Source organism: Roseivirga spongicola (genome assembly GCF_034376045.1).
Lineage (GTDB): Bacteria > Bacteroidota > Bacteroidia > Cytophagales > Cyclobacteriaceae > Roseivirga > Roseivirga spongicola.
Genome location: NZ_CP139724.1, coordinates 3,797,581 through 3,814,800 on the forward strand (window position 1 = coordinate 3,797,581; position 17,220 = coordinate 3,814,800).

Annotated in this window: 18 protein-coding genes; 7 read left to right on the plus strand and 11 right to left on the minus strand. The window is 39.7% G+C overall.

The window, feature by feature from the left end:
- Nucleotides 1-6: 6 nt before the first annotated feature.
- Genes T7867_RS16835 through tgt form a run of 3 tightly spaced genes read right to left on the minus strand, consistent with a single transcriptional unit; the run spans nucleotide 7 to nucleotide 3,139 of the window.
- Nucleotides 7-930 (minus strand): DMT family transporter, encoded by a 924-nt coding sequence (locus T7867_RS16835; protein ID WP_068221774.1) that lies wholly within the window; start codon nucleotides 928-930, stop codon nucleotides 7-9.
- Nucleotides 930-2,012: an LptF/LptG family permease gene (locus T7867_RS16840; RefSeq protein WP_245660239.1), complete on the minus strand. Its 1,083-nt coding sequence runs from the start codon at nucleotides 2,010-2,012 to the stop codon at nucleotides 930-932. Before T7867_RS16840 ends, T7867_RS16835 begins: the two co-directional genes overlap by 1 nt.
- Nucleotides 2,009-3,139: a tRNA guanosine(34) transglycosylase Tgt gene (tgt, locus tag T7867_RS16845; protein ID WP_068221770.1), complete on the minus strand. Its 1,131-nt coding sequence runs from the start codon at nucleotides 3,137-3,139 to the stop codon at nucleotides 2,009-2,011. The genes T7867_RS16840 and tgt overlap by 4 nt, the downstream gene beginning before the upstream one ends.
- A 72-nt stretch (nucleotides 3,140-3,211) precedes the next feature.
- Here tgt and T7867_RS16850 point away from each other — a divergent pair, with 72 nt between their 5' ends.
- From T7867_RS16850 to rsmG, 3 genes are read left to right on the plus strand one after another with little or no spacing between them, the layout of a single operon-like run.
- Nucleotides 3,212-4,309: a glycosyltransferase gene (locus tag T7867_RS16850; protein ID WP_068221768.1), complete on the plus strand. Its 1,098-nt coding sequence runs from the start codon at nucleotides 3,212-3,214 to the stop codon at nucleotides 4,307-4,309.
- The gene (locus T7867_RS16855; protein ID WP_068221766.1) at nucleotides 4,300-4,908 is read left to right on the plus strand and encodes an RNA polymerase sigma factor; all 609 of its coding nucleotides are present in this window, start codon (nucleotides 4,300-4,302) and stop codon (nucleotides 4,906-4,908) included. The genes T7867_RS16850 and T7867_RS16855 overlap by 10 nt, the downstream gene beginning before the upstream one ends.
- A 39-nt stretch (nucleotides 4,909-4,947) precedes the next feature.
- Nucleotides 4,948-5,574: a 16S rRNA (guanine(527)-N(7))-methyltransferase RsmG gene (rsmG, locus tag T7867_RS16860; RefSeq protein WP_068221764.1), complete on the plus strand. Its 627-nt coding sequence runs from the start codon at nucleotides 4,948-4,950 to the stop codon at nucleotides 5,572-5,574.
- On the opposite strand, the gene T7867_RS16865 is transcribed toward rsmG, so the two are convergent.
- The gene (locus tag T7867_RS16865) at nucleotides 5,568-5,951 is read right to left on the minus strand and encodes a hypothetical protein (RefSeq protein WP_157717645.1); all 384 of its coding nucleotides are present in this window, start codon (nucleotides 5,949-5,951) and stop codon (nucleotides 5,568-5,570) included. The genes rsmG and T7867_RS16865 overlap by 7 nt on opposite strands.
- Nucleotides 5,952-6,018: 67 nt before the next feature.
- A complete protein-coding gene (locus T7867_RS16870) occupies nucleotides 6,019-7,254 on the minus strand; it encodes an ABC transporter permease (RefSeq protein WP_068221760.1) in 1,236 nt (411 codons plus the stop codon).
- 114 nt (nucleotides 7,255-7,368) lie between these two features.
- Between T7867_RS16870 and T7867_RS16875 the strand changes: the two genes are divergently transcribed.
- Nucleotides 7,369-8,634 (plus strand): asparagine synthetase B, encoded by a 1,266-nt coding sequence (locus T7867_RS16875; protein WP_068221758.1) that lies wholly within the window; start codon nucleotides 7,369-7,371, stop codon nucleotides 8,632-8,634.
- Between the two features lie 70 nt (nucleotides 8,635-8,704).
- Here the strand turns inward: T7867_RS16875 and T7867_RS16880 are convergent, their stop codons facing one another.
- Nucleotides 8,705-9,544 carry a hypothetical protein gene (locus T7867_RS16880; protein ID WP_068221756.1) on the minus strand — a complete coding sequence of 280 codons (840 nt, stop codon included), beginning with the start codon at nucleotides 9,542-9,544 and terminating at the stop codon, nucleotides 8,705-8,707.
- Between the two features lie 157 nt (nucleotides 9,545-9,701).
- Between T7867_RS16880 and T7867_RS16885 the strand changes: the two genes are divergently transcribed.
- Nucleotides 9,702-10,832: a lycopene cyclase family protein gene (locus tag T7867_RS16885; RefSeq protein ID WP_068221754.1), complete on the plus strand. Its 1,131-nt coding sequence runs from the start codon at nucleotides 9,702-9,704 to the stop codon at nucleotides 10,830-10,832.
- Nucleotides 10,833-10,890: 58 nt separating this feature from the next.
- Here T7867_RS16885 and T7867_RS16890 read toward each other — a convergent pair whose 3' ends face one another.
- The 4 genes from T7867_RS16890 to T7867_RS16900 all read right to left on the minus strand — a co-directional run bounded on the left by T7867_RS16890 (nucleotide 10,891) and on the right by T7867_RS16900 (nucleotide 13,625).
- On the minus strand, nucleotides 10,891-11,367 hold the full coding sequence (locus T7867_RS16890; protein ID WP_068221752.1) for a hypothetical protein: 477 nt from the start codon (nucleotides 11,365-11,367) through the stop codon (nucleotides 10,891-10,893).
- Between the two features lie 232 nt (nucleotides 11,368-11,599).
- A complete protein-coding gene (locus T7867_RS16895) occupies nucleotides 11,600-12,934 on the minus strand; it encodes a KamA family radical SAM protein (protein WP_273513130.1) in 1,335 nt (444 codons plus the stop codon).
- 177 nt (nucleotides 12,935-13,111) lie between these two features.
- The gene (locus T7867_RS19710) at nucleotides 13,112-13,405 is read right to left on the minus strand and encodes a type II toxin-antitoxin system RelE/ParE family toxin (protein WP_068221747.1); all 294 of its coding nucleotides are present in this window, start codon (nucleotides 13,403-13,405) and stop codon (nucleotides 13,112-13,114) included.
- Nucleotides 13,398-13,625 (minus strand): addiction module protein, encoded by a 228-nt coding sequence (locus T7867_RS16900; RefSeq protein ID WP_068221745.1) that lies wholly within the window; start codon nucleotides 13,623-13,625, stop codon nucleotides 13,398-13,400. Before T7867_RS16900 ends, T7867_RS19710 begins: the two co-directional genes overlap by 8 nt.
- A 187-nt stretch (nucleotides 13,626-13,812) precedes the next feature.
- Between T7867_RS16900 and T7867_RS16905 the strand changes: the two genes are divergently transcribed.
- Both T7867_RS16905 and T7867_RS16910 read left to right on the plus strand, forming a co-directional pair.
- Nucleotides 13,813-14,556, plus strand: coding sequence for a sulfite exporter TauE/SafE family protein (locus T7867_RS16905; protein WP_068221743.1), 744 nt, complete (start codon nucleotides 13,813-13,815; stop codon nucleotides 14,554-14,556).
- Between the two features lie 80 nt (nucleotides 14,557-14,636).
- Complete coding sequence (locus tag T7867_RS16910) at nucleotides 14,637-15,434, plus strand: DUF3050 domain-containing protein (protein ID WP_273513127.1); 798 nt, start codon at nucleotides 14,637-14,639, stop codon at nucleotides 15,432-15,434.
- Nucleotides 15,435-15,669: 235 nt separating this feature from the next.
- Here T7867_RS16910 and T7867_RS16915 read toward each other — a convergent pair whose 3' ends face one another.
- On the minus strand, nucleotides 15,670-17,133 hold the full coding sequence (locus T7867_RS16915; protein WP_068224119.1) for an alpha-L-fucosidase: 1,464 nt from the start codon (nucleotides 17,131-17,133) through the stop codon (nucleotides 15,670-15,672).
- Nucleotides 17,134-17,220 lie beyond the last annotated feature (87 nt).

Here is a 17,220-nt window from a genome sequence, read left to right on the forward strand (position 1 = left end):
GCCTGACTAATTAGTTATTATTCGCGACTTCTTAGACTGTCTATTCCTTTTAATTCTGCGTGCCACGGGATAAGAAAGTACAGCCAAAACTATAATCAATGTTCCCCAGTAAAAACCTCCACTCATCATTTCTTCCTCACCATAAATAGTAAGTGCCAATAGAATACCATATACAGGCTCCAAATTCACAGTCAGGCTAACCACAAAAGCGGTAATTCTTTTCATCAATTCAACAGATTCTGAAAAGGCATAAACGGTACAAATTCCACTAAGTAGCAACAGTAAGAACCAATCTCTAGTAGTAGGAAGCTGATAAATAACATCTGTCTCTAATACAAAAGACTTATAAAGAGGAATAAAAACTAGCAAGCCAATTGCTGCTGCAGACATTTCATACAGTGTAATACCGTAAGCAGGGTATTTTACGGTAAACTTAGAATTAAGCACTCCAAAAAGCGCAGCCAAAAAGGCCGAAACCATAGCTAGTGCTAAACCTTCAGCATGATTAAACTCAAACTTAAATATGAGATAGAGACCAAAAATAACAACTAGCCCAAGAAGAACCTGAAAAGCTTGTACACGTTGCTTCTTGAACAAAGGCTCAATTAGACTAGTCCAGAAGGTAGTGGTGGCCATTCCTGCTAAACATACAGAAACTGTTGATATTCGAGCTGACTCGAAAAATGTAACCCAGTGGGCCGCCACCACAAGCCCAGTCAGAAAAAGATAGCCAACAGCCTTTCTTGGAAGAATAAAGACCCTTTTTCGAATCTTCATTAGAACTGCCAATATAACAGAAGCCAAAGCCGTTCTATATAGCACCAAATCCGTTGACTCAATAGTCATTTCATTGCCAAGAATGGCTGTAAAACCCCAAATAAATACAATGAAATGGAGTTTTAGATAATCTTTAACAGAGGCTGTTTCCATTATTTAGGTACAAATCTGTACAAAAGTACACCAAGTGCAGTAAATATGATATTAGGTACCCAAACCGCTAGCAAAGGACTATTAGAAGTAGTCTCTGCATTGCTTTTGGCGGCAATAAATAGAATGATGTATATAAACGCGATCATAAAGCCCAAAGCAATTTGAAAGCCTACCCCTCCCCTGGTTTTCCTAGAAGAGAGTATTACCCCAATAAAGGTGAGAATGATGGCCGAAAATGGCGACATGTACCTCACATACTTTTCAATAATATAGATAGGAATATTATCGGCTCCCTTCATTTGCAAGTCTGCAATATGATCGTTCAGCTCATTTAGGGTTAATGTTTGTTCAAAGCTATTTAAGTTACCAAAATCGCTTGGGCGCATATTAATGCCAAGAGTGGTATCCTTGTTAGGGCTGTACAAATATTTCTCTCCCATTTCTTGAAACTCCCTCAAATTCCAATTGCTCGCCACCCAAACGTTCTCAAGAGTATCCCATTTTAACTGTCTGGCTGCAAACTTCCAAAGCACTTCCGTTCCCTTTACCTCCTCTAACGTAAAGCGGTATGCAATATCTCTACGAGAGTCGTATGAGGCTATATAGGCATAGGTTGAAGGACTTACTTTAAAATGGACATCGCGTTGAGAGAAATTAAATTCATTATCGAAAAACTTCTGCTCGAACTCCACGCGAAACTTATTAGCTTCTGGAATTATCCAACCTGTAAAAGCAAAACTTACAACGGCAATAATAACGGAACCAATCAAGAATGGTCTGAGCATTCTAGGGTAGCTCACACCTCCACTTAAAATGGCAATAATTTCCGTGTGGCTTGCCAGTTTAGAGGTAACAAACACCGTTGCTATGAATACAATGATTGGCGTAATAAGATTAGCTATATAGGGAGCATAGGCTAGAAAATACTCAGCTATAAGCTTTGGAGGAACTTCATTTTTAATAAAGCTTTCATTTCTTTCAGAGAAGGTAATAATGAGCACAATGGCCACCAAAATCCCCAAAACAAAAAGAAATGTTGTTAGAAATTTAATGAGAATGTAGCGATCTAAAATTCTCATCATAAACGGGTTGTCACTTTTTTAACCATTTTGTTTTTCCAATCAACAAACGTGCCTTTCTGTATTTGCTCTCTGGCCTCTTTTACCAACCATAAGTAAAAGCTCAAATTATGAATAGAGGCAATCTGGGCAGCCAAAATCTCCTTGCTAATTACTAAATGTCTCAAATAAGCCTTAGAATAAAAAGTATCTACATATCCCCCGAGGTTCGGATCTATTGGACTGAAATCATCCTTCCACTTTTCATTCCTAATATTAATAATGCCTTCTGAGGTAAACAGCATACCATTTCTAGCATTTCTAGTTGGCATCACACAATCGAACATATCTACACCTAGGGCAATACACTCTAATATATTCTCTGGTGTACCAACACCCATTAAATACCTTGGCTTATCATGAGGTAGAATATCGCAAACCACCTCAGTTTGCTCATACATCATTTCATGAGGCTCACCCACAGAGAGTCCACCAATGGCATTACCCTCTCTTCCGAAAGAAGCAATAGTTTCTGCAGACTTAATTCTTAAATCTTTGAATGTACTGCCTTGAACAATAGGAAAAAGTGTTTGGTCATATCCGTATTTACCTTCTGTTTCATCAAATCGGTCACAGCACCTTTTCAACCAACGGTGAGTCATTTCCATCGACTCTCTTGCATAACCGTATTCACAAGGATATGGAGTACACTCATCGAAAGCCATAATAATATCTGCACCTATGGTTCTTTGAATGTCCATTACATTTTCAGGCGTAAATACATGCTTAGAACCATCTATATGTGACTTGAAGGTTACACCTTCTTCCTTAATTTTTCTGGTACCAGAAAGCGAATACACCTGATAGCCTCCAGAATCTGTCAATATCGGTTTTTCCCAACCGTTGAATTTATGCAATCCACCAGCGGCTTCTATAATATCCAGACCCGGTCTTAGGTAAAGATGGTATGTATTTCCGAGAATAATTTGGGCCTTTACATCATCGTGTAATTCTCGTTGATGTACTGCTTTTACCGTCCCTGCGGTTCCTACAGGCATAAATATGGGGGTCAGAATTTCACCATGTGCTGTGGTGACTACTCCTGCCCTTGCCTTTGAACCTTTATCTTCTGCAACTAGCTTAAAATCCATTCACTTGATTTGAAGCCACAAAAATAGCAGTATTGCTTAATTCTATTTTCTTTGACCGTTATTGTTTTCTGAATGCAGCCCTTTCTGCTAATATTTTCACTAGTAATTACTCTTCAGCTTGTCTTTGTGCTAAGCCTGGCACTTAGCATTCTTAAGCATTCTAGTAAAGCAGATATTAGATTTAAAAGTGTTTCTGTAATTGTAGCCGCAAGAAATGAGCATAAAAACTTACCCCATCTACTGAATGCCTTAACAACTCAAAATCACCCCAACTTTGAAGTAATTATTGCTAACGACCGCTCTACCTATGAAAGCCAGCAGCTTTTGACAAATTGGTCGAGCAAATATTCTTTCATAAAGGTGATTGACATTAAAACGCTACCCCAGGGGTGGACAGGTAAAAAATTTGCTCTAAATGAAGCGATTAGCAAAGCATCGAACGAAGTTCTGTTGTTTACAGATGCAGACTGTGTTCCCGATTCGGAAAACTGGATTAGCAGCATGACTTCCTATGTTAACAACGAATCAGAAATTATCATCGGCTATTCTCCTTATCGACAGACCAAAGGCTGGCTAAATAGGTTTATTCAATTCGAAACACTCTTTGTAGGGCTGCAATATTTGGGTTTTGCAAAACTCAAGCGTCCATATATGGCTGTTGGCAGAAACTTGGCCATTTTAAAAGAAGCTTATGATCTAGATTTTCTTAAGTCCATTGGCGGTTTAGAAGGTGGTGATGATGACCTTATGCTTTCTCACCTTGCGCAAAAAAGAAAGCAAATCGATATTGAGATAAGCCCAGAATCACTCGTATTTTCCTCACCAAAGACTGACACCAACTCCTACTTAAGACAAAAAATAAGACACTTATCGGCTGGAAAACACTATCATCAAAAAGACCAAACGCTTTTGGGAATTTTTACGTTATCTTGGTTGGTCGGATGGGGTATGTTTATTTCAGTAATATTTTTAGGAATAAACATAAAATTCGCTTTACTGGTTTTTGGTATAAGGAGCCTGGTTGTTTATCTGATATTGAATCAATTAGGTCGAAAACTTAAAACAGACATCAATTTTTGGGCACTTCCCTTTTTAGATTTTTGTTATTGTTTTTATTATCCTTGGGTAGCCATTAAAGCACTGGCAACGAAGCAAGTTGAATGGAAGTAGGAAAGCAATTCTCGAAGAAAGCACTCGAAGATTTTAAGTTGATAGATGCAGCCGTTTCTGGCGTAGACGAGCAGGCATATGCCGACTTAATGAAACGGTATAAAAAACCTGTATATCACATGATTCTGAAAATGGTCAGAAATGTAGATGATGCAGAAGACCTGACCATTGAAGCTTTTGCAAAAGCTTTTAAAAACTTACACAAGTTTAAAAAGGACTTTACTTTTTCTACTTGGCTGTTCAGAATAGCCACTAACAACACCATTGACTTTATTAGAAAGAAGAGGTTAGACACCATGAGTCTCAACACATCGTTTAAAGACGACAATGGTGAAGCAGTTACCATAGATGTTCAAGACAAGAACCTTAACCCACAGGAAGAGGCCATTAAAGCACAAAAGATTGATTTGGTAAGAATGTTTGTAGGCAAGCTTCCTGCTAAATATCAGAGACTTGTAAAGCTGAGGTACTTCGATGAATTAAGCTATGACGAAATTGCGAAAGAGCTCGATGCTCCATTGGGTACAGTAAAAGCACAGCTTCACAGAGCTCGTGAGTTGATGTATGATTTGGTGAAGAATAAAAAGGAGCATATCTAAAGCTTCCAAGTTTACTGGCTTCTTCCCTATCTTTGCCGAATGAAGAACCTGCTTCGGTATTTCCCTGATTTAACAGATGCTCAAAAAGAGCAATTTGCTCAATTGCCAGCTCTATACGCAGAGTGGAACGACAAGATTAATGTGGTATCTCGAAAGGATATTGAGAACTTAACGGAGCGTCATGTTATTCACTCTTTGGGTATTGCTAAGGTTCAGACTTTTAAACCTGGAACTCAGATCTTAGATGTTGGCACAGGAGGTGGTTTTCCGGGCATTCCTCTAGCCATTCTCTTTCCCGATTCTAACTTCCATTTAGTAGACAGTATTGGAAAGAAAATTAAGGTGGTAAACGAAGTATCTGCTGCTTTGGGTTTAACTAATGTGAAGGGTGAACACATTAGAGCTGAACAAGTACCGGGTGACTTTCATTTTGTAGTGAGCAGAGCAGTTACCAGACTAGCTAATTTCTACCCTTGGGTGAAAGATAAGTTCAAGAAGCAATCCAATCACCAACTTAAAAACGGAATCCTTTACTTAAAGGGAGGTGACTTAGCGGATGAATTGAAAGAGTCAAAATTAAAGCGCATAAAGTCTTATGCGCTTTCTGAATATTTTAAAGAAGAGTTTTTTGAGACCAAGCAGGTTATCTACATACCTGCTCAGTAATCATTCTTTTCGGCCTTACTCTTGGCAGTAAACACTAAAATGCAATAGATTCCTAAAAGGGTTCCGATAGGTATATTAATTAAGGAAAACACCCCATAAACTAAGGCTGGAACATTGGCCCATCTTCTCTGATTAATAAGTCCAATTCCGATAATGATTCTCGGGATTAAGAAGATAATGGCAATTCCCCATAAGAAAGAGTTAATCAAGTCGAAAACCCATATAGCATCTGGATCAAAACCAGGCTCATCTTGCGCCAAACCAATTATCACGCTCATGAGTTGGTCGTAGAACATAAGCATCAGAAGGCCTAATGCACTAAATACGATAAAAATTACTCCGATAACTTTCTTGTGTACAGGATCAGTGAGGTTCATGTTTTTTTTCTTCAATATAAAAAAAGCCTCGATAAATCGAGGCTTTCTAATCAGCAGTATATACCGCTTATTCAAATCTTAAAGACTCAATTGGGTCTAGTGCCGCAGCTCTTTTAGCAGGTATGTAACCTGAAACAACTCCCACTATAACACAGATTACAAGGCCAACTGTAATCCACACCCAAGGAATTACAAATGCACCTCCTAAGAAGTTCGCCATTATGTTACCGACTATAATTCCTAAAATAGCACCAGCTATGCCTCCCATCTGGCAGATAACAATAGACTCTACCAAGAACTGACGAAGTATCTTTTTTGGTGTGGCACCCAGGGCTTTTCTTACACCAATCTCTCTGGTTCGTTCTGTTACGGTTACCATCATAATGTTCATCAAACCAATGGCAGCACCTAGTAAAGTGACGGCCCCGATTCCAAAACCGCCCATTCTAAGTCCATTGGTCATATTATCTAGGGCCTCTGTAACAGAGTCGCTTCTTACCACTTCAAAAGAATCTTCTTCACCAATTTTATCTCCTCTAATCTGACGCATTAATCCAGTGGCTTCTCCCATTGCATAATCAATATTCTCTGGGTTTTCAATCATGGTAGTAATGCTGTATCTCATACTACCTCTCCTATCTAACCTTTTAGCGTTTAGTAAAGGAATAACAATGTTTCTATCTTCTTCGGTATCACCACCAAAGCCTCCTTTTTCTTCCAACAATCCAATTACTCGGTAGTTATTACCGTAAAATTTAACTGTCTTATTTAACGGATCTTCACCTTCTTCAAACAAAGCTTTTACAACCTCTGTACCCAATATGCATACATAGTTTCCATACTGAATTTCAAGAGAAGAGAAGTTTCTTCCACTCTCAATATTCACTCCTTTAATAGCAAAGTAATTTTCATCTCCACCAGTTATCGAAATGTTCGGATTGGTCTTTTTGTTACCATATTTAATTTCGGCAGTACCTGAAGCTCTAGTATAGATGGTAGTTGTAGAAGGGAAGTCATACATTTCCTTAAACCTGATTGCCTCATTAAAATCTACCGGTTCAAAAGATTTCTCCCTTCTCCCATTCATATTTCTTCTGCCAGAAAATCGGGAATTTACATCGAAGCTGTTGGCTCCAAGGTTGGAAAGGCTAGAATCAATTTCACTCCTAATGCCGTCTACCGCAGTTAGCATACCTACCAGTGAGGTAATTCCAATGGCGATAATCAGACCTGTTAAAATGGTTCTGAGAATATTCGCCTTAATTGAGTTAATTCCTTCCGAGATGTTCTGTGCTAAATTCATAATAAGTTTCGAGTAAGACCTCGTTATAAATGTAATAGACCACTGGTCAAGTTTTAGTAACTAATACGTAAATTGAACGAATCCACAGCTAAACGGTTTTATATCTTGTTCGCTATGAATAAACTCATTTTCACCCTTCTGTTCAGTATTGTTTCCTTTACTGCCCTAGCAAATAAGATCCTCGTTCCGATGGACGAAACACAAGCCAACCATATGAAGGCTTATGGCATTGCTTATTGGGTTCTTAATCAAGACGAATCAATTGACTGGATGTTAAATTATAGAGGCGGAAGTTTTTTGCTTCCTGCCAGAACAGGTATAGAAAATGAATTAGTAATACGTGGGGTTAGCTACCAAGTAATATCTGATGCGGATGCTTTAAAGTTTGAGGAACTGTTATCTTCTCCATCGTCTAACATGGACATGATGAAGTTGGAGACTGCTCCAAAAATTGCCGTTTATTCCCCTAAGAGCAAAATGCCTTGGGACGATGCCGTTACTCTGGCACTGACTTACGCAGAAATACCTTACGATGTAGTGTATGACGATGAGTTGATGAATGATGAGCTTTCTACTTATGACTGGCTACATCTTCACCATGAAGATTTCACTGGCCAGTACGGTAAGTTCTATCAAAGCTTTAGAAACTATAGTTGGTATATTCAGCAGCAGAAAGACTATGAGGCCAGCGCCAAAAAGCATGGCTTTGCCAAAGTGTCTCAACTTAAACTGGCCATAGTAAAGAAGATTCAAAGTTTTGTGGCTGGTGGCGGATTCTTATTTGCCATGTGCTCTGCTACCGACTCTTTTGACATTGCTCTAGCTGCTAACGGTGTAGATTTCATCGACTATATGTACGATGGAGACCCGCCAGAGCCTGGAGCAGAATCTAAGTTCAACTTTTCCGAAACTCTAGCCTTTGAAAACTTCAAGCTGCGGATGGATCCTATGGAGTATGAATTTTCAGACATAGATAATACCGAGTCTAGAAGAGAAAGATCTTTGAACGAAGGAAATGATTACTTCAAACTATTTCAGTTCTCCGCAAAGTGGGACCCTGTTCCTACAATGCTCACGCAAAATCATACTCAATTGATTAAAGGTTTTTACGGTCAAACTACCTCCTTTAAAAAGAGAGTTGTTAAACCAGATGTTGTTGTAATGGGCGAAACCACTGCAGCCAATGAGGACAAATACATTCATGGCATCTATGGCAATGGCTTTTGGACTTTCTATGGCGGACATGACCCTGAAGATTACCAGCATAGAGTTGGCGAAGAACCTACAGACTTAAATTTGTATCCTAACTCTCCTGGTTACAGATTAATTTTGAACAACATTCTGTTCCCTGCTGCAAAAAAGAAGAAAAGGAAAACCTAGTGGTCATTGGTCGGTAGTCAATGGAAATTAGTGGCTAAACCAACGGCCAAGTCTCACCAATGACAAATGACTAATTATCTTCCTCCTCTTTAGTTCCTTCTTGGTTGTTCTTACGGTCTCTCCTACGTTCTTTCGGAGGCTTCTCTTCTTTCTCTTTTTTACCTTTTTTAAAAAGGCCAAAGATGCCTTTCTTCTTGGTTGAATCTTCTGCCAGAGTTTCTTGGGGCAAGTTTTCTAATTCTGAGCTATCAATTGGGGCTGGTGGATCGGGCATTCGTAAGAAGTAATCTCTATATCGCTTATTATACTCCTCTTGCTCAGTGTTAAAGCCACCTCTTAACAGAGGAGCATGTTGAGCTTGTAAGGCTGGAGGTTTAGCATAATATTCCTGCATTAATCGGTCGTACCGGCTAGTATCTCCTCTATTAACAATCGATTTTACAATGCTATCGTGCTCAGTACTATTAAAGTGGACCAACTCGGTCTCTAAATGATCTAGTTTGTAGAAAGGTTTTCTCTTGGTAATTCGGTCGAATAAATAAGGATTCTCTAAAACTGGTTTTTCTGGGCCAGAAAACACCTTCACCCAAAGCTTTTCCTTTGCCCTATTCTCATACACAAAGCCTGCTTTTTCTAAAGAATGTGTCCTTCCTTTTTGAACACGAAACCCTTTACCTTCAGTACCTTTAATGAATTTCTCCATCAGGCTATCTCCATCTGCTTTATACTTATAGCCGTAAGGTCGCTTGGGTACGGTATCACCATCTACAACGGTAAACAAAGAGTACATATCTCGCTGATAATCTTCATCCAAAACAAATGCCGATTGATAAGCAGGACATATCATCTGCATACCGCAAGAGCTGAGCAGACCTATGGCCACAAGGCATATGAAAGGTGTTTTGGTCATGGTTTCTTCCCCAGAAGGGCTTGAATTTAAAAAGTTTTATCTAAAGAGCTATTTCTCAATTCTTTAGACGGTATTAATTAATTATTTCTTGCAACTGACTTAATAAGGTCAATCAAAAATCTCTAATCACAGTTATTACCAGTAAGTTTAAGTGTAAATGAAGCAGTTCCATTACATCATAGCCGGAGCGGGAGCAGCTGGGTTAACGCTAGCTTATCTGCTGATGGAGTACGAAGATAGAGAAAAATCGATACTAATAATCGACAAAGACTCAAAAAGCACCAATGACAGAACTTGGAGTTTCTGGGAAAAAGGCAGCAATTTGTTAGAGCACTTGGTTTACAAAAGTTGGTCAAAAGCCACGGTAAACACCAACTCCTGGTCTCAAACATATGAGTTAGCTCCCTATACCTACAAGATGATTCGAGGTATAGATTTCTATGAGTTCATGAAACAAGAGCTCAATACTTCAAACCTATACTGGGTTCAGGATGAAGTACTTGAAATCACAGATGCTGGACAGGTAACAACAACAAATGATGCATATCAAGGAAAGTTAGTTTTTGATAGCACCTTCGATCCAAAACTTCTTCAAACCTCTAATGCAAACACCATCTTGCAGCATTTTAAGGGTAAGGTAATTAGAACTGAAGAAGACTGTTTCCAGATAGACACTGCCACATATATGGATTTTTCGGTAGATCAAGAGGGAGATTGTCGGTTTGGCTATGTACTGCCATTTAAACCCAATGAAGCGCTAGTTGAATACACCCTCTTCAATAAGCATCTACTCTCCGATTCAGAATATGAACATAGGCTCGATGCGTATATTAAACAGCTGAGAATTAAGAATTATGAGGTGATTGAAGAAGAGTACGGCATTATTCCTATGACTGATCATAAGTTTTTACTGCGAAAAAGTGATAAGGTGTTTAATATTGGGATTAAAGGAGGCTTTGCCAAAGCGTCTACAGGCTATTCATTTCTGAGGGCTCAACAAATTCTAGAGCGAGTAGTAAAGAATTTGATATCAGGAAAGAAACCAGACCATGAGCTTCCTCACCAAAGCCTGAAATACAAGCTATATGACGCTACTCTTTTAAAAATTTTAGCAGACAAAAAATACACTGGCAGAGAGGTTTTTGGAAACTTATTTCAGAAGAACGGCATACAGAGTATGTTTCGTTTTTTAGATGAAGAAACCACTTTGACCGAAGAGCTCAAAATAATGTCATCTACTCCAATTATAGATTTTGGTAAAGCTTTCTTTCATCAACTTGGAAAATAAAAAAATGGTAGCCCAACGGACTACCATATAAAAACAGCTAATCGATTTAGTTGAGGGTCTAATAAAGGTTAAACATCAGCCTAGCCGACATTAAGTCTATTTCACTTCCTGGCCCATACTCAAAGGCCAACCTCCAGCTATCGGAGAATTTAAATCTTACTTCAGTAGTTAAAATTGTTTTCTGCCATTCGCCATTTAAAGTGGCTTTTCTGAGACCTGCGGCTAACTCTACACTTTTAGCAATAGGTTGTGCAATGCTAAAATGAAAACCAGCATATCGGTTATCGAGGTATGGTTTTTCTTCATTAACACCATAATCTCTGGTGTGGAAGTAATTAAAGGAAAGTACTTGTTTGAAATTGGCTCCTATACCAAAACCAAATTTAGCACCATTATAGTCTACCACGCTTGGAGCCACTTGAAAGGTCATGGCTTTTTGTTGGCCTCTTCGGTTATAATTCTTTCTGTAATAGGTTTGACTGAAAGCAGCTTGTGCTAACACCATCAATAGGGCGGAGATGAGGATTTTTTTCATGGTTTTGCTGTTTTGTTGGTTGTAAAATCTTACACAACAAATGTCGCTCAACCACTCTCGAAATATATTCGTGGAACACCTGAATGCCGAAATTCGGCAACTCTCTTACCAAATTAGGTAATTCGCTTACTCCATAAAAAACACTGTCTCAAAAGCTAGTTATCATAATCTTTTGCGCTTCCAATGAATTAGAACCTACAAAATTACTAGCTCTTGAGACAGCGAACTTTACTTAATTATAGCTTAACTCGGTAGAAGAAATATTTTGGTTCTCCTTCGCCTTTTCAAAGAAAAACTTCTCTTCTCCAAAAGCTGGCTCTAACTCATCAAGCCAAATCGCATGAGGATCATACTTAGCGAAGAACGGTCTACCAACCCAGTCTGGGTTTCTTCCTTGTAAAAAGTTAAGTACAAACACTTTTTCTCCATGTATTTCTTGAGTGCCTAAAACCTGTACCTTACCTGGCGAGGCAGACATACTTGGCCCTCTAACAGTTCTGGCAATTCCACTCACCTTCTGATAAGCTTCTCTGTAAATTTGCCAGCACCTTTCAAGGTTTACCGCAAAGTAATCTTGAGCGCCTGTATCTCTGGCAATGAACATGTAATACGGTACACAGCCTAACTTTACCTGCTCTTTCCACATAGTAGCCCAAGCATCAGCATCATCATTGATGTATTTCATTATAGGCGCTTGTGTTCTTATCTGTGCACCTGTATTTCTGATATTCTGAATGGCTTTCTTCACTGTAGGAGTAGAGATCTCTACCGGATTATTGAAGTGCGCCATAAACGTGAGGTGCTTTCCTGCTTTCGTAGCTTTTTCAAACAACTTCAAAAACTTATCGGCACCCTTGTCTGTGGTGTATTTGTAAGGCCAAAAAGTAAGTGACTTAGAACCAATTCTGATATTCTGAAGATTGGGTAGATCAGCGTCTAAAAGGGCATTTAAATAGGTAGCAAATACTTCTGGTGCCATAATCATTGGGTCACCACCAGTAATAAGAATATCTGTTATATGTGGGTTCGCTTTAATATACTTAATAATGAGGCTGGTCTCATTCATGGCAAATTTAAGGTCGTCCATTCCCACAAACTGAGGCCACCTGAAACAAAAAGTACAGTAAGCGTGGCAGGTTTGCCCTTTTCTAGGAAAAAAGAGCATGGTTTCTCTATACTTATGCTGAACACCAGTAAGCTTAACCCCATCAATTTCAGGCACATTGCTAGACTGTTGACCAGCCGGATGAGGGTTTAATTCTTGTCTAATTTTATTAATCTCATCACGCATGGCATACTTATCCATACCAGCTTCAACCATGCTCGCCACTTTGTTAAAGTGAGGCTTAGAGAGCATTCCTTTCTGAGGAAAAGTTAGCTGAAACATAGGATCATTTTCCACATCGCTCCAGTCGATTAACTCATCTAAAACATAATTATTAACCTTAAACGGAAGTACATTACCTACTACCCTAATATTAAACTTCTGCTCCTCGGTGAGGTAGTTGTATTGGGGCATTTTATGAAAGCTATGCAAGGCATAAGCCTGATATTCTTTTTGATCCATGGGAAAGATTTTACCTATTCAACAAAGAAGACTAGAGACCGAAAAAAGAAAGAGCCCTATACAGCTGCGATCTCGAGTTAGTCTTCGAAACATGCGAAAGTAATAAAATCATGTGGAACGGCTATGCTTAATGAGATTTTAAGGGTTATGAAATGATTAAATGAGTATTTGATAAACTCACCTACCAATTAACCACTTACTAGAATCTTGAGATGTATGTAAAATAGCAATTATTGTAATGCTACTAGGGTAGATTTTATAGAAAACCCCAAAGGGGAACCTCTTTAAGAAAGAAATTCTCACGTCACCAATTCTTCTCTGGTAACCTTTAGGGAGACTTTTAATATTGGAAATTGTCGATTCTAGGTCGTTCAAGAAATTTTCTGAGATTTCTGGATTTATTTCATCATAATAATCAATTATACCTTGAATATCATTCTGAGCTAATGGCCTAACAGTAAGCCTAACCATTTCTTCTTCTAAGGCTCGCTCTTACTTCTTCCCAAGATTTACCAGGCTCCTTAGATTCATCAGCCTCACGTTCTCTTTCTTTTATAATCCTAATATGCTCAGAGCTAAGCTCAAACTGCTCATGCTTAACTTTCATTAACTCGAGAATTAAGTCTTCAGCAGTCTCAAAACTAGTTTTGCTAAGGTTTAGATTTTCATCTGTCAAAGTTATCTGCGTCATATTATTATTTTCTACTATAGTAAATATACGTTATTCAGTAGCTCGGTTAGCCTTCCTACCGATTAAATTCTCCTCAATATGCTTTCTCCTTTATTATGACAGCCGCACAACCAATATTCTTGACATCACTCCTCATCATTGAACTTTTCAAACTTAAAACCTTGAACTTACTCCCTATCTTCGCACTATGCTAGCCAACCTTAGCCTAATAGACATTGCCACCGTAGCTACAGCAGCCTTTATTCTTGGGCTCTCCAAGTCGGGTATTAAAGGCATCAGCATTATTATAGTAGCATTGATGGTTTTGGTGTTCGAAGCAAAAGCTTCTACCGGCATTCTGCTTCCTATGCTTATTGTTGGAGATATATTCGCGGTGATCTATTACAATCGGCATGCAAAATGGAAATATCTCTTGCGCCTAATGCCATTTATGATGGCTGGTGTAGTCATTGGCACTCTTGTTGGCGACCAAATGCCTGAATATGCCTTCAGAAAAGGAATGGCGATCGTCATCTTAGTTTCCGTGATCATGATGGTTTGGTGGGACAGACGAAAATCTAAAAACGTACCTCAACATATTTCATTTGCGGGAATAATGGGCCTCACGGCAGGTTTCACTACCATGGTCGGGAATTTGGCAGGTTCATTCGCCAACATTTTCTTTTTAGCCATGAGGCTACCTAAAGACGCTTTTATCGGCACAACCGCTTGGCTCTTCCTCATCATCAACCTGTTCAAAGTACCTTTTCATATTTTCAGTTGGGGCACCATTAATTGGGAAACCATTCAGGTGAGTATGGTCTTTGTACCTGCTATTTTTCTCGGTCTTTTCTTTGGTGTGAAAATTCTAAAAAGGGTGAACGATGAACTTTTCCGCAAGTTCATTTTGTTAATGACTGGCGCGGGTGCAATCTTGATTTTCTTTAGTTAATTTCGCCCCGAAATTTTCACCTTCAACATCCAACAATACAGTTGAACACGTAATTAGGATGTTATATTTAAAATGAAGTTATGGAGCAGAAGCATTGGATCGAAAGAGAACTTCAACCTTACACAGACCAACTTAAAAACCACCCACTTTACGATAGACTCAATAGCATAGAAGACATTAAGCTCTTTATGGAGCATCATGTTTATGCAGTTTGGGATTTTATGTCGCTACTAAAGGGTCTGCAAGTTGAACTTACAGGAACTACCATTCCATGGACTCCTAAGTATAATCCGTCTTTGACCCGCTTTATCAATGAAATCGTATTAGAAGAAGAAAGCGATGTGGACGAAGATGGTAACTACATGAGCCACTTTGAGATGTATCTCGATGCAATGGATCAGGTGGGTGCTAGCACTTTAAAGATTTCACAATTCATTGAGTTTGTACGTTCAGGCAACAACTTAGCTGAAATCCAAGAAAAGCTAAAGATGGACGATGCTGTGGTTCGCTTTCTCCGATTCACCTTCGATGTAATTGAAAGTGGGAAACCACACCTGATTGCTTCTGCATTTACCTTTGGCAGAGAAGATTTGATCCCAGATATGTTCTTCGAAATTGTGAAAGCGGCTGAAGAAAAAGACGAAGCTGCTTCATACAGTAAGTTGACTTACTACCTGAAAAGACATATTGAGCTCGATGGTGGCGACCATGGCCCACTAGCGCTTAAAATGATTGCAGAACTCTGCGGTGATGAAGAACAAAAGTGGAATGAAGTAGTCGAAATTGCTAAAGATGCCCTTCGCGTGCGCATTGCCCTGTGGGATGCTATAGCTGATAAGATTAGTAAGAATTATGAAGAATTGGCTGAGGTGGTTTAGGCCTAGTTTTCAATTGAAGATTCTACCCCTGCCCTAAAGGGTGAAAGAATGAAGATTTCGAACTGATAAAGCTAAAGTCCCCTTTAGGGGATTTAGGGGTCATACTGAGGTACGAAGCATCTTATCAGGCCTTGCAAGTCTTTGCTTGTGGATAAGATTCTTCTCTGCGTTCAGAATGACTTAGACGGAAATGCATCTGTAACCGCCATTCAGAGCGGAGCGAAGAATCTCCGGGTTATTCAGCAACAGCCGGCTCACTCTCTGCCAAGTAAACCCCAAGATTCGAAATGGTTGGAACGGCCTTGGCATCGAGGATTCGGATTTGAATCGAGCTAGTGGTGATATCATCCAATCTGAGGATTCTCTTATAGCCGATTGTGGTTTGAGTATCTACCTTTACGTACCCCTCTCCTTCTTTCGCCCAAACTTCAAAAGCCTTAACTCTTTGACCAAGCGCAATATACTCTTGCAGCATCAGGCGATTGAAAGTGATGGCCTCATCAAAATCTATAGTCAAAGTAGATTGAATCTCTCCATCAGGAGTTGACCAATAGGTTTCTGTTGAACTATCTATAGCTTGAGTTGCTTCAAAGCCTTTCCCTCTTTCCGTACTGGCTGTAGCCTTCGCTTGAACAGCCAAATTATCATCGAAGGTTTCGTCCAGAACCTTTCTGAATTCCATTAGAACGGCAACATCATTTTCATGCACTAAGCCTCTTCTGTCAACTGGAAGGTTGAGCAGCAGGTTAGCGTTTCTTCCCACCGACTTGTAATAGATGTCGAGCAGGTGGCTCAAACTCTTCACTTTGTCATCCTCAGCCTCATGGTAATACCATCCCGGACGAATAGAAACATCGGCCTCTGCTGGCACCCAATAGGTTCCATCTTCATGACCGAATTGTGACTCTTGATACGGGCCAACTCCCGGAGCAAATTGCTCTGCTCTAAAGCTCGACCAATTGGTTTCTCCGGCAAATCCGTTTTCGTTGCCCACCCAACGGGTTCCTGGGCCACCATCACTGAAAATGATGATCTCTGGCTGAAGCGACTTTACCAAGGCAAAAGTGCTATCCCAGTCGTAATAAGTAGTTCTATCTACATTTCGGGTTTCGTTAGCCCCTCCATAGTAGCCATCACCACCATTGGCTCCATCTACCCAAAACTCGAAGATATCACCATAGTTGGTGAGCAATTCCTTCACCTGATTTCTGTAGTAGGTCACATATTCAGGGTTGCCATACTGCGCATGGTTTCTGTCCCATGGAGAAAGGTAAATCCCCATTTTCAAACCGTATTCTTTGCAAGCTTCGGCCAATTCGGCCACCACATCGCCTTGACCATCTTTCCAAGGACTGTTCTTCACGGAATGCTCCGAATAAGCCGTTGGCCATAAGGAGAAACCATCGTGATGCTTGGCTGTAAGGATTATGCCCTTCATTCCGGCCTCTTTGGCCACTCTCGCCCATTGGCGTGTATCCAATTCTGTTGGGTTGAAACTACTTGCAGGTTCATCGCCATAGCCCCACTCCATATCGGTGAAGGTATTCATGTTGAAGTGTACAAAAGCGTAATACTCCAATTCTTGCCAAGCCAGTTGCTCAGGCGAAGGTAGTGGCTCTACCGCAGCAGGCGGACTTGCAGGCTCCTGACACGAAAATACGGTAACAAGGAGAATTAGGGCAAGGAAGTAGTTTTTCATTTTAGTTTCGGCTTGAGCCTTGAATATAGTACTAAAGCGGAAATGTGACCGAAAATTGACCATGAAATATCCATCTCCGTCCTCCTA

Excerpts from the sequence above, each read along its gene's own strand:
- T7867_RS16875 (WP_068221758.1), top strand. The coding sequence starts at position 7,369 with ATGAATAAACTCATTTTCACCCTTCTGTTCAGTATTGTTTCCTTTACT.
- T7867_RS16910 (WP_273513127.1), top strand. The coding sequence starts at position 14,637 with ATGGAGCAGAAGCATTGGATCGAAAGAGAACTTCAACCTTACACAGAC.
- T7867_RS16885 (WP_068221754.1), top strand. The coding sequence starts at position 9,702 with ATGAAGCAGTTCCATTACATCATAGCCGGAGCGGGAGCAGCTGGGTTA.
- T7867_RS16900 (WP_068221745.1), bottom strand. The coding sequence starts at position 13,625 with ATGACGCAGATAACTTTGACAGATGAAAATCTAAACCTTAGCAAAACT.
- T7867_RS16890 (WP_068221752.1), bottom strand. The coding sequence starts at position 11,367 with ATGAAAAAAATCCTCATCTCCGCCCTATTGATGGTGTTAGCACAAGCT.
- tgt (WP_068221770.1), bottom strand. The coding sequence starts at position 3,139 with ATGGATTTTAAGCTAGTTGCAGAAGATAAAGGTTCAAAGGCAAGGGCA.
- T7867_RS16905 (WP_068221743.1), top strand. The coding sequence starts at position 13,813 with ATGCTAGCCAACCTTAGCCTAATAGACATTGCCACCGTAGCTACAGCA.
- T7867_RS16855 (WP_068221766.1), top strand. The coding sequence starts at position 4,300 with ATGGAAGTAGGAAAGCAATTCTCGAAGAAAGCACTCGAAGATTTTAAG.
- T7867_RS19710 (WP_068221747.1), bottom strand. The coding sequence starts at position 13,405 with ATGGTTAGGCTTACTGTTAGGCCATTAGCTCAGAATGATATTCAAGGT.
- T7867_RS16850 (WP_068221768.1), top strand. The coding sequence starts at position 3,212 with ATGCAGCCCTTTCTGCTAATATTTTCACTAGTAATTACTCTTCAGCTT.
- T7867_RS16895 (WP_273513130.1), bottom strand. The coding sequence starts at position 12,934 with ATGGATCAAAAAGAATATCAGGCTTATGCCTTGCATAGCTTTCATAAA.
- T7867_RS16915 (WP_068224119.1), bottom strand. The coding sequence starts at position 17,133 with ATGAAAAACTACTTCCTTGCCCTAATTCTCCTTGTTACCGTATTTTCG.
- T7867_RS16835 (WP_068221774.1), bottom strand. The coding sequence starts at position 930 with ATGGAAACAGCCTCTGTTAAAGATTATCTAAAACTCCATTTCATTGTA.
- T7867_RS16840 (WP_245660239.1), bottom strand. The coding sequence starts at position 2,012 with ATGATGAGAATTTTAGATCGCTACATTCTCATTAAATTTCTAACAACA.
- T7867_RS16880 (WP_068221756.1), bottom strand. The coding sequence starts at position 9,544 with ATGACCAAAACACCTTTCATATGCCTTGTGGCCATAGGTCTGCTCAGC.
- T7867_RS16870 (WP_068221760.1), bottom strand. The coding sequence starts at position 7,254 with ATGAATTTAGCACAGAACATCTCGGAAGGAATTAACTCAATTAAGGCG.
- T7867_RS16865 (WP_157717645.1), bottom strand. The coding sequence starts at position 5,951 with ATGAACCTCACTGATCCTGTACACAAGAAAGTTATCGGAGTAATTTTT.
- rsmG (WP_068221764.1), top strand. The coding sequence starts at position 4,948 with ATGAAGAACCTGCTTCGGTATTTCCCTGATTTAACAGATGCTCAAAAA.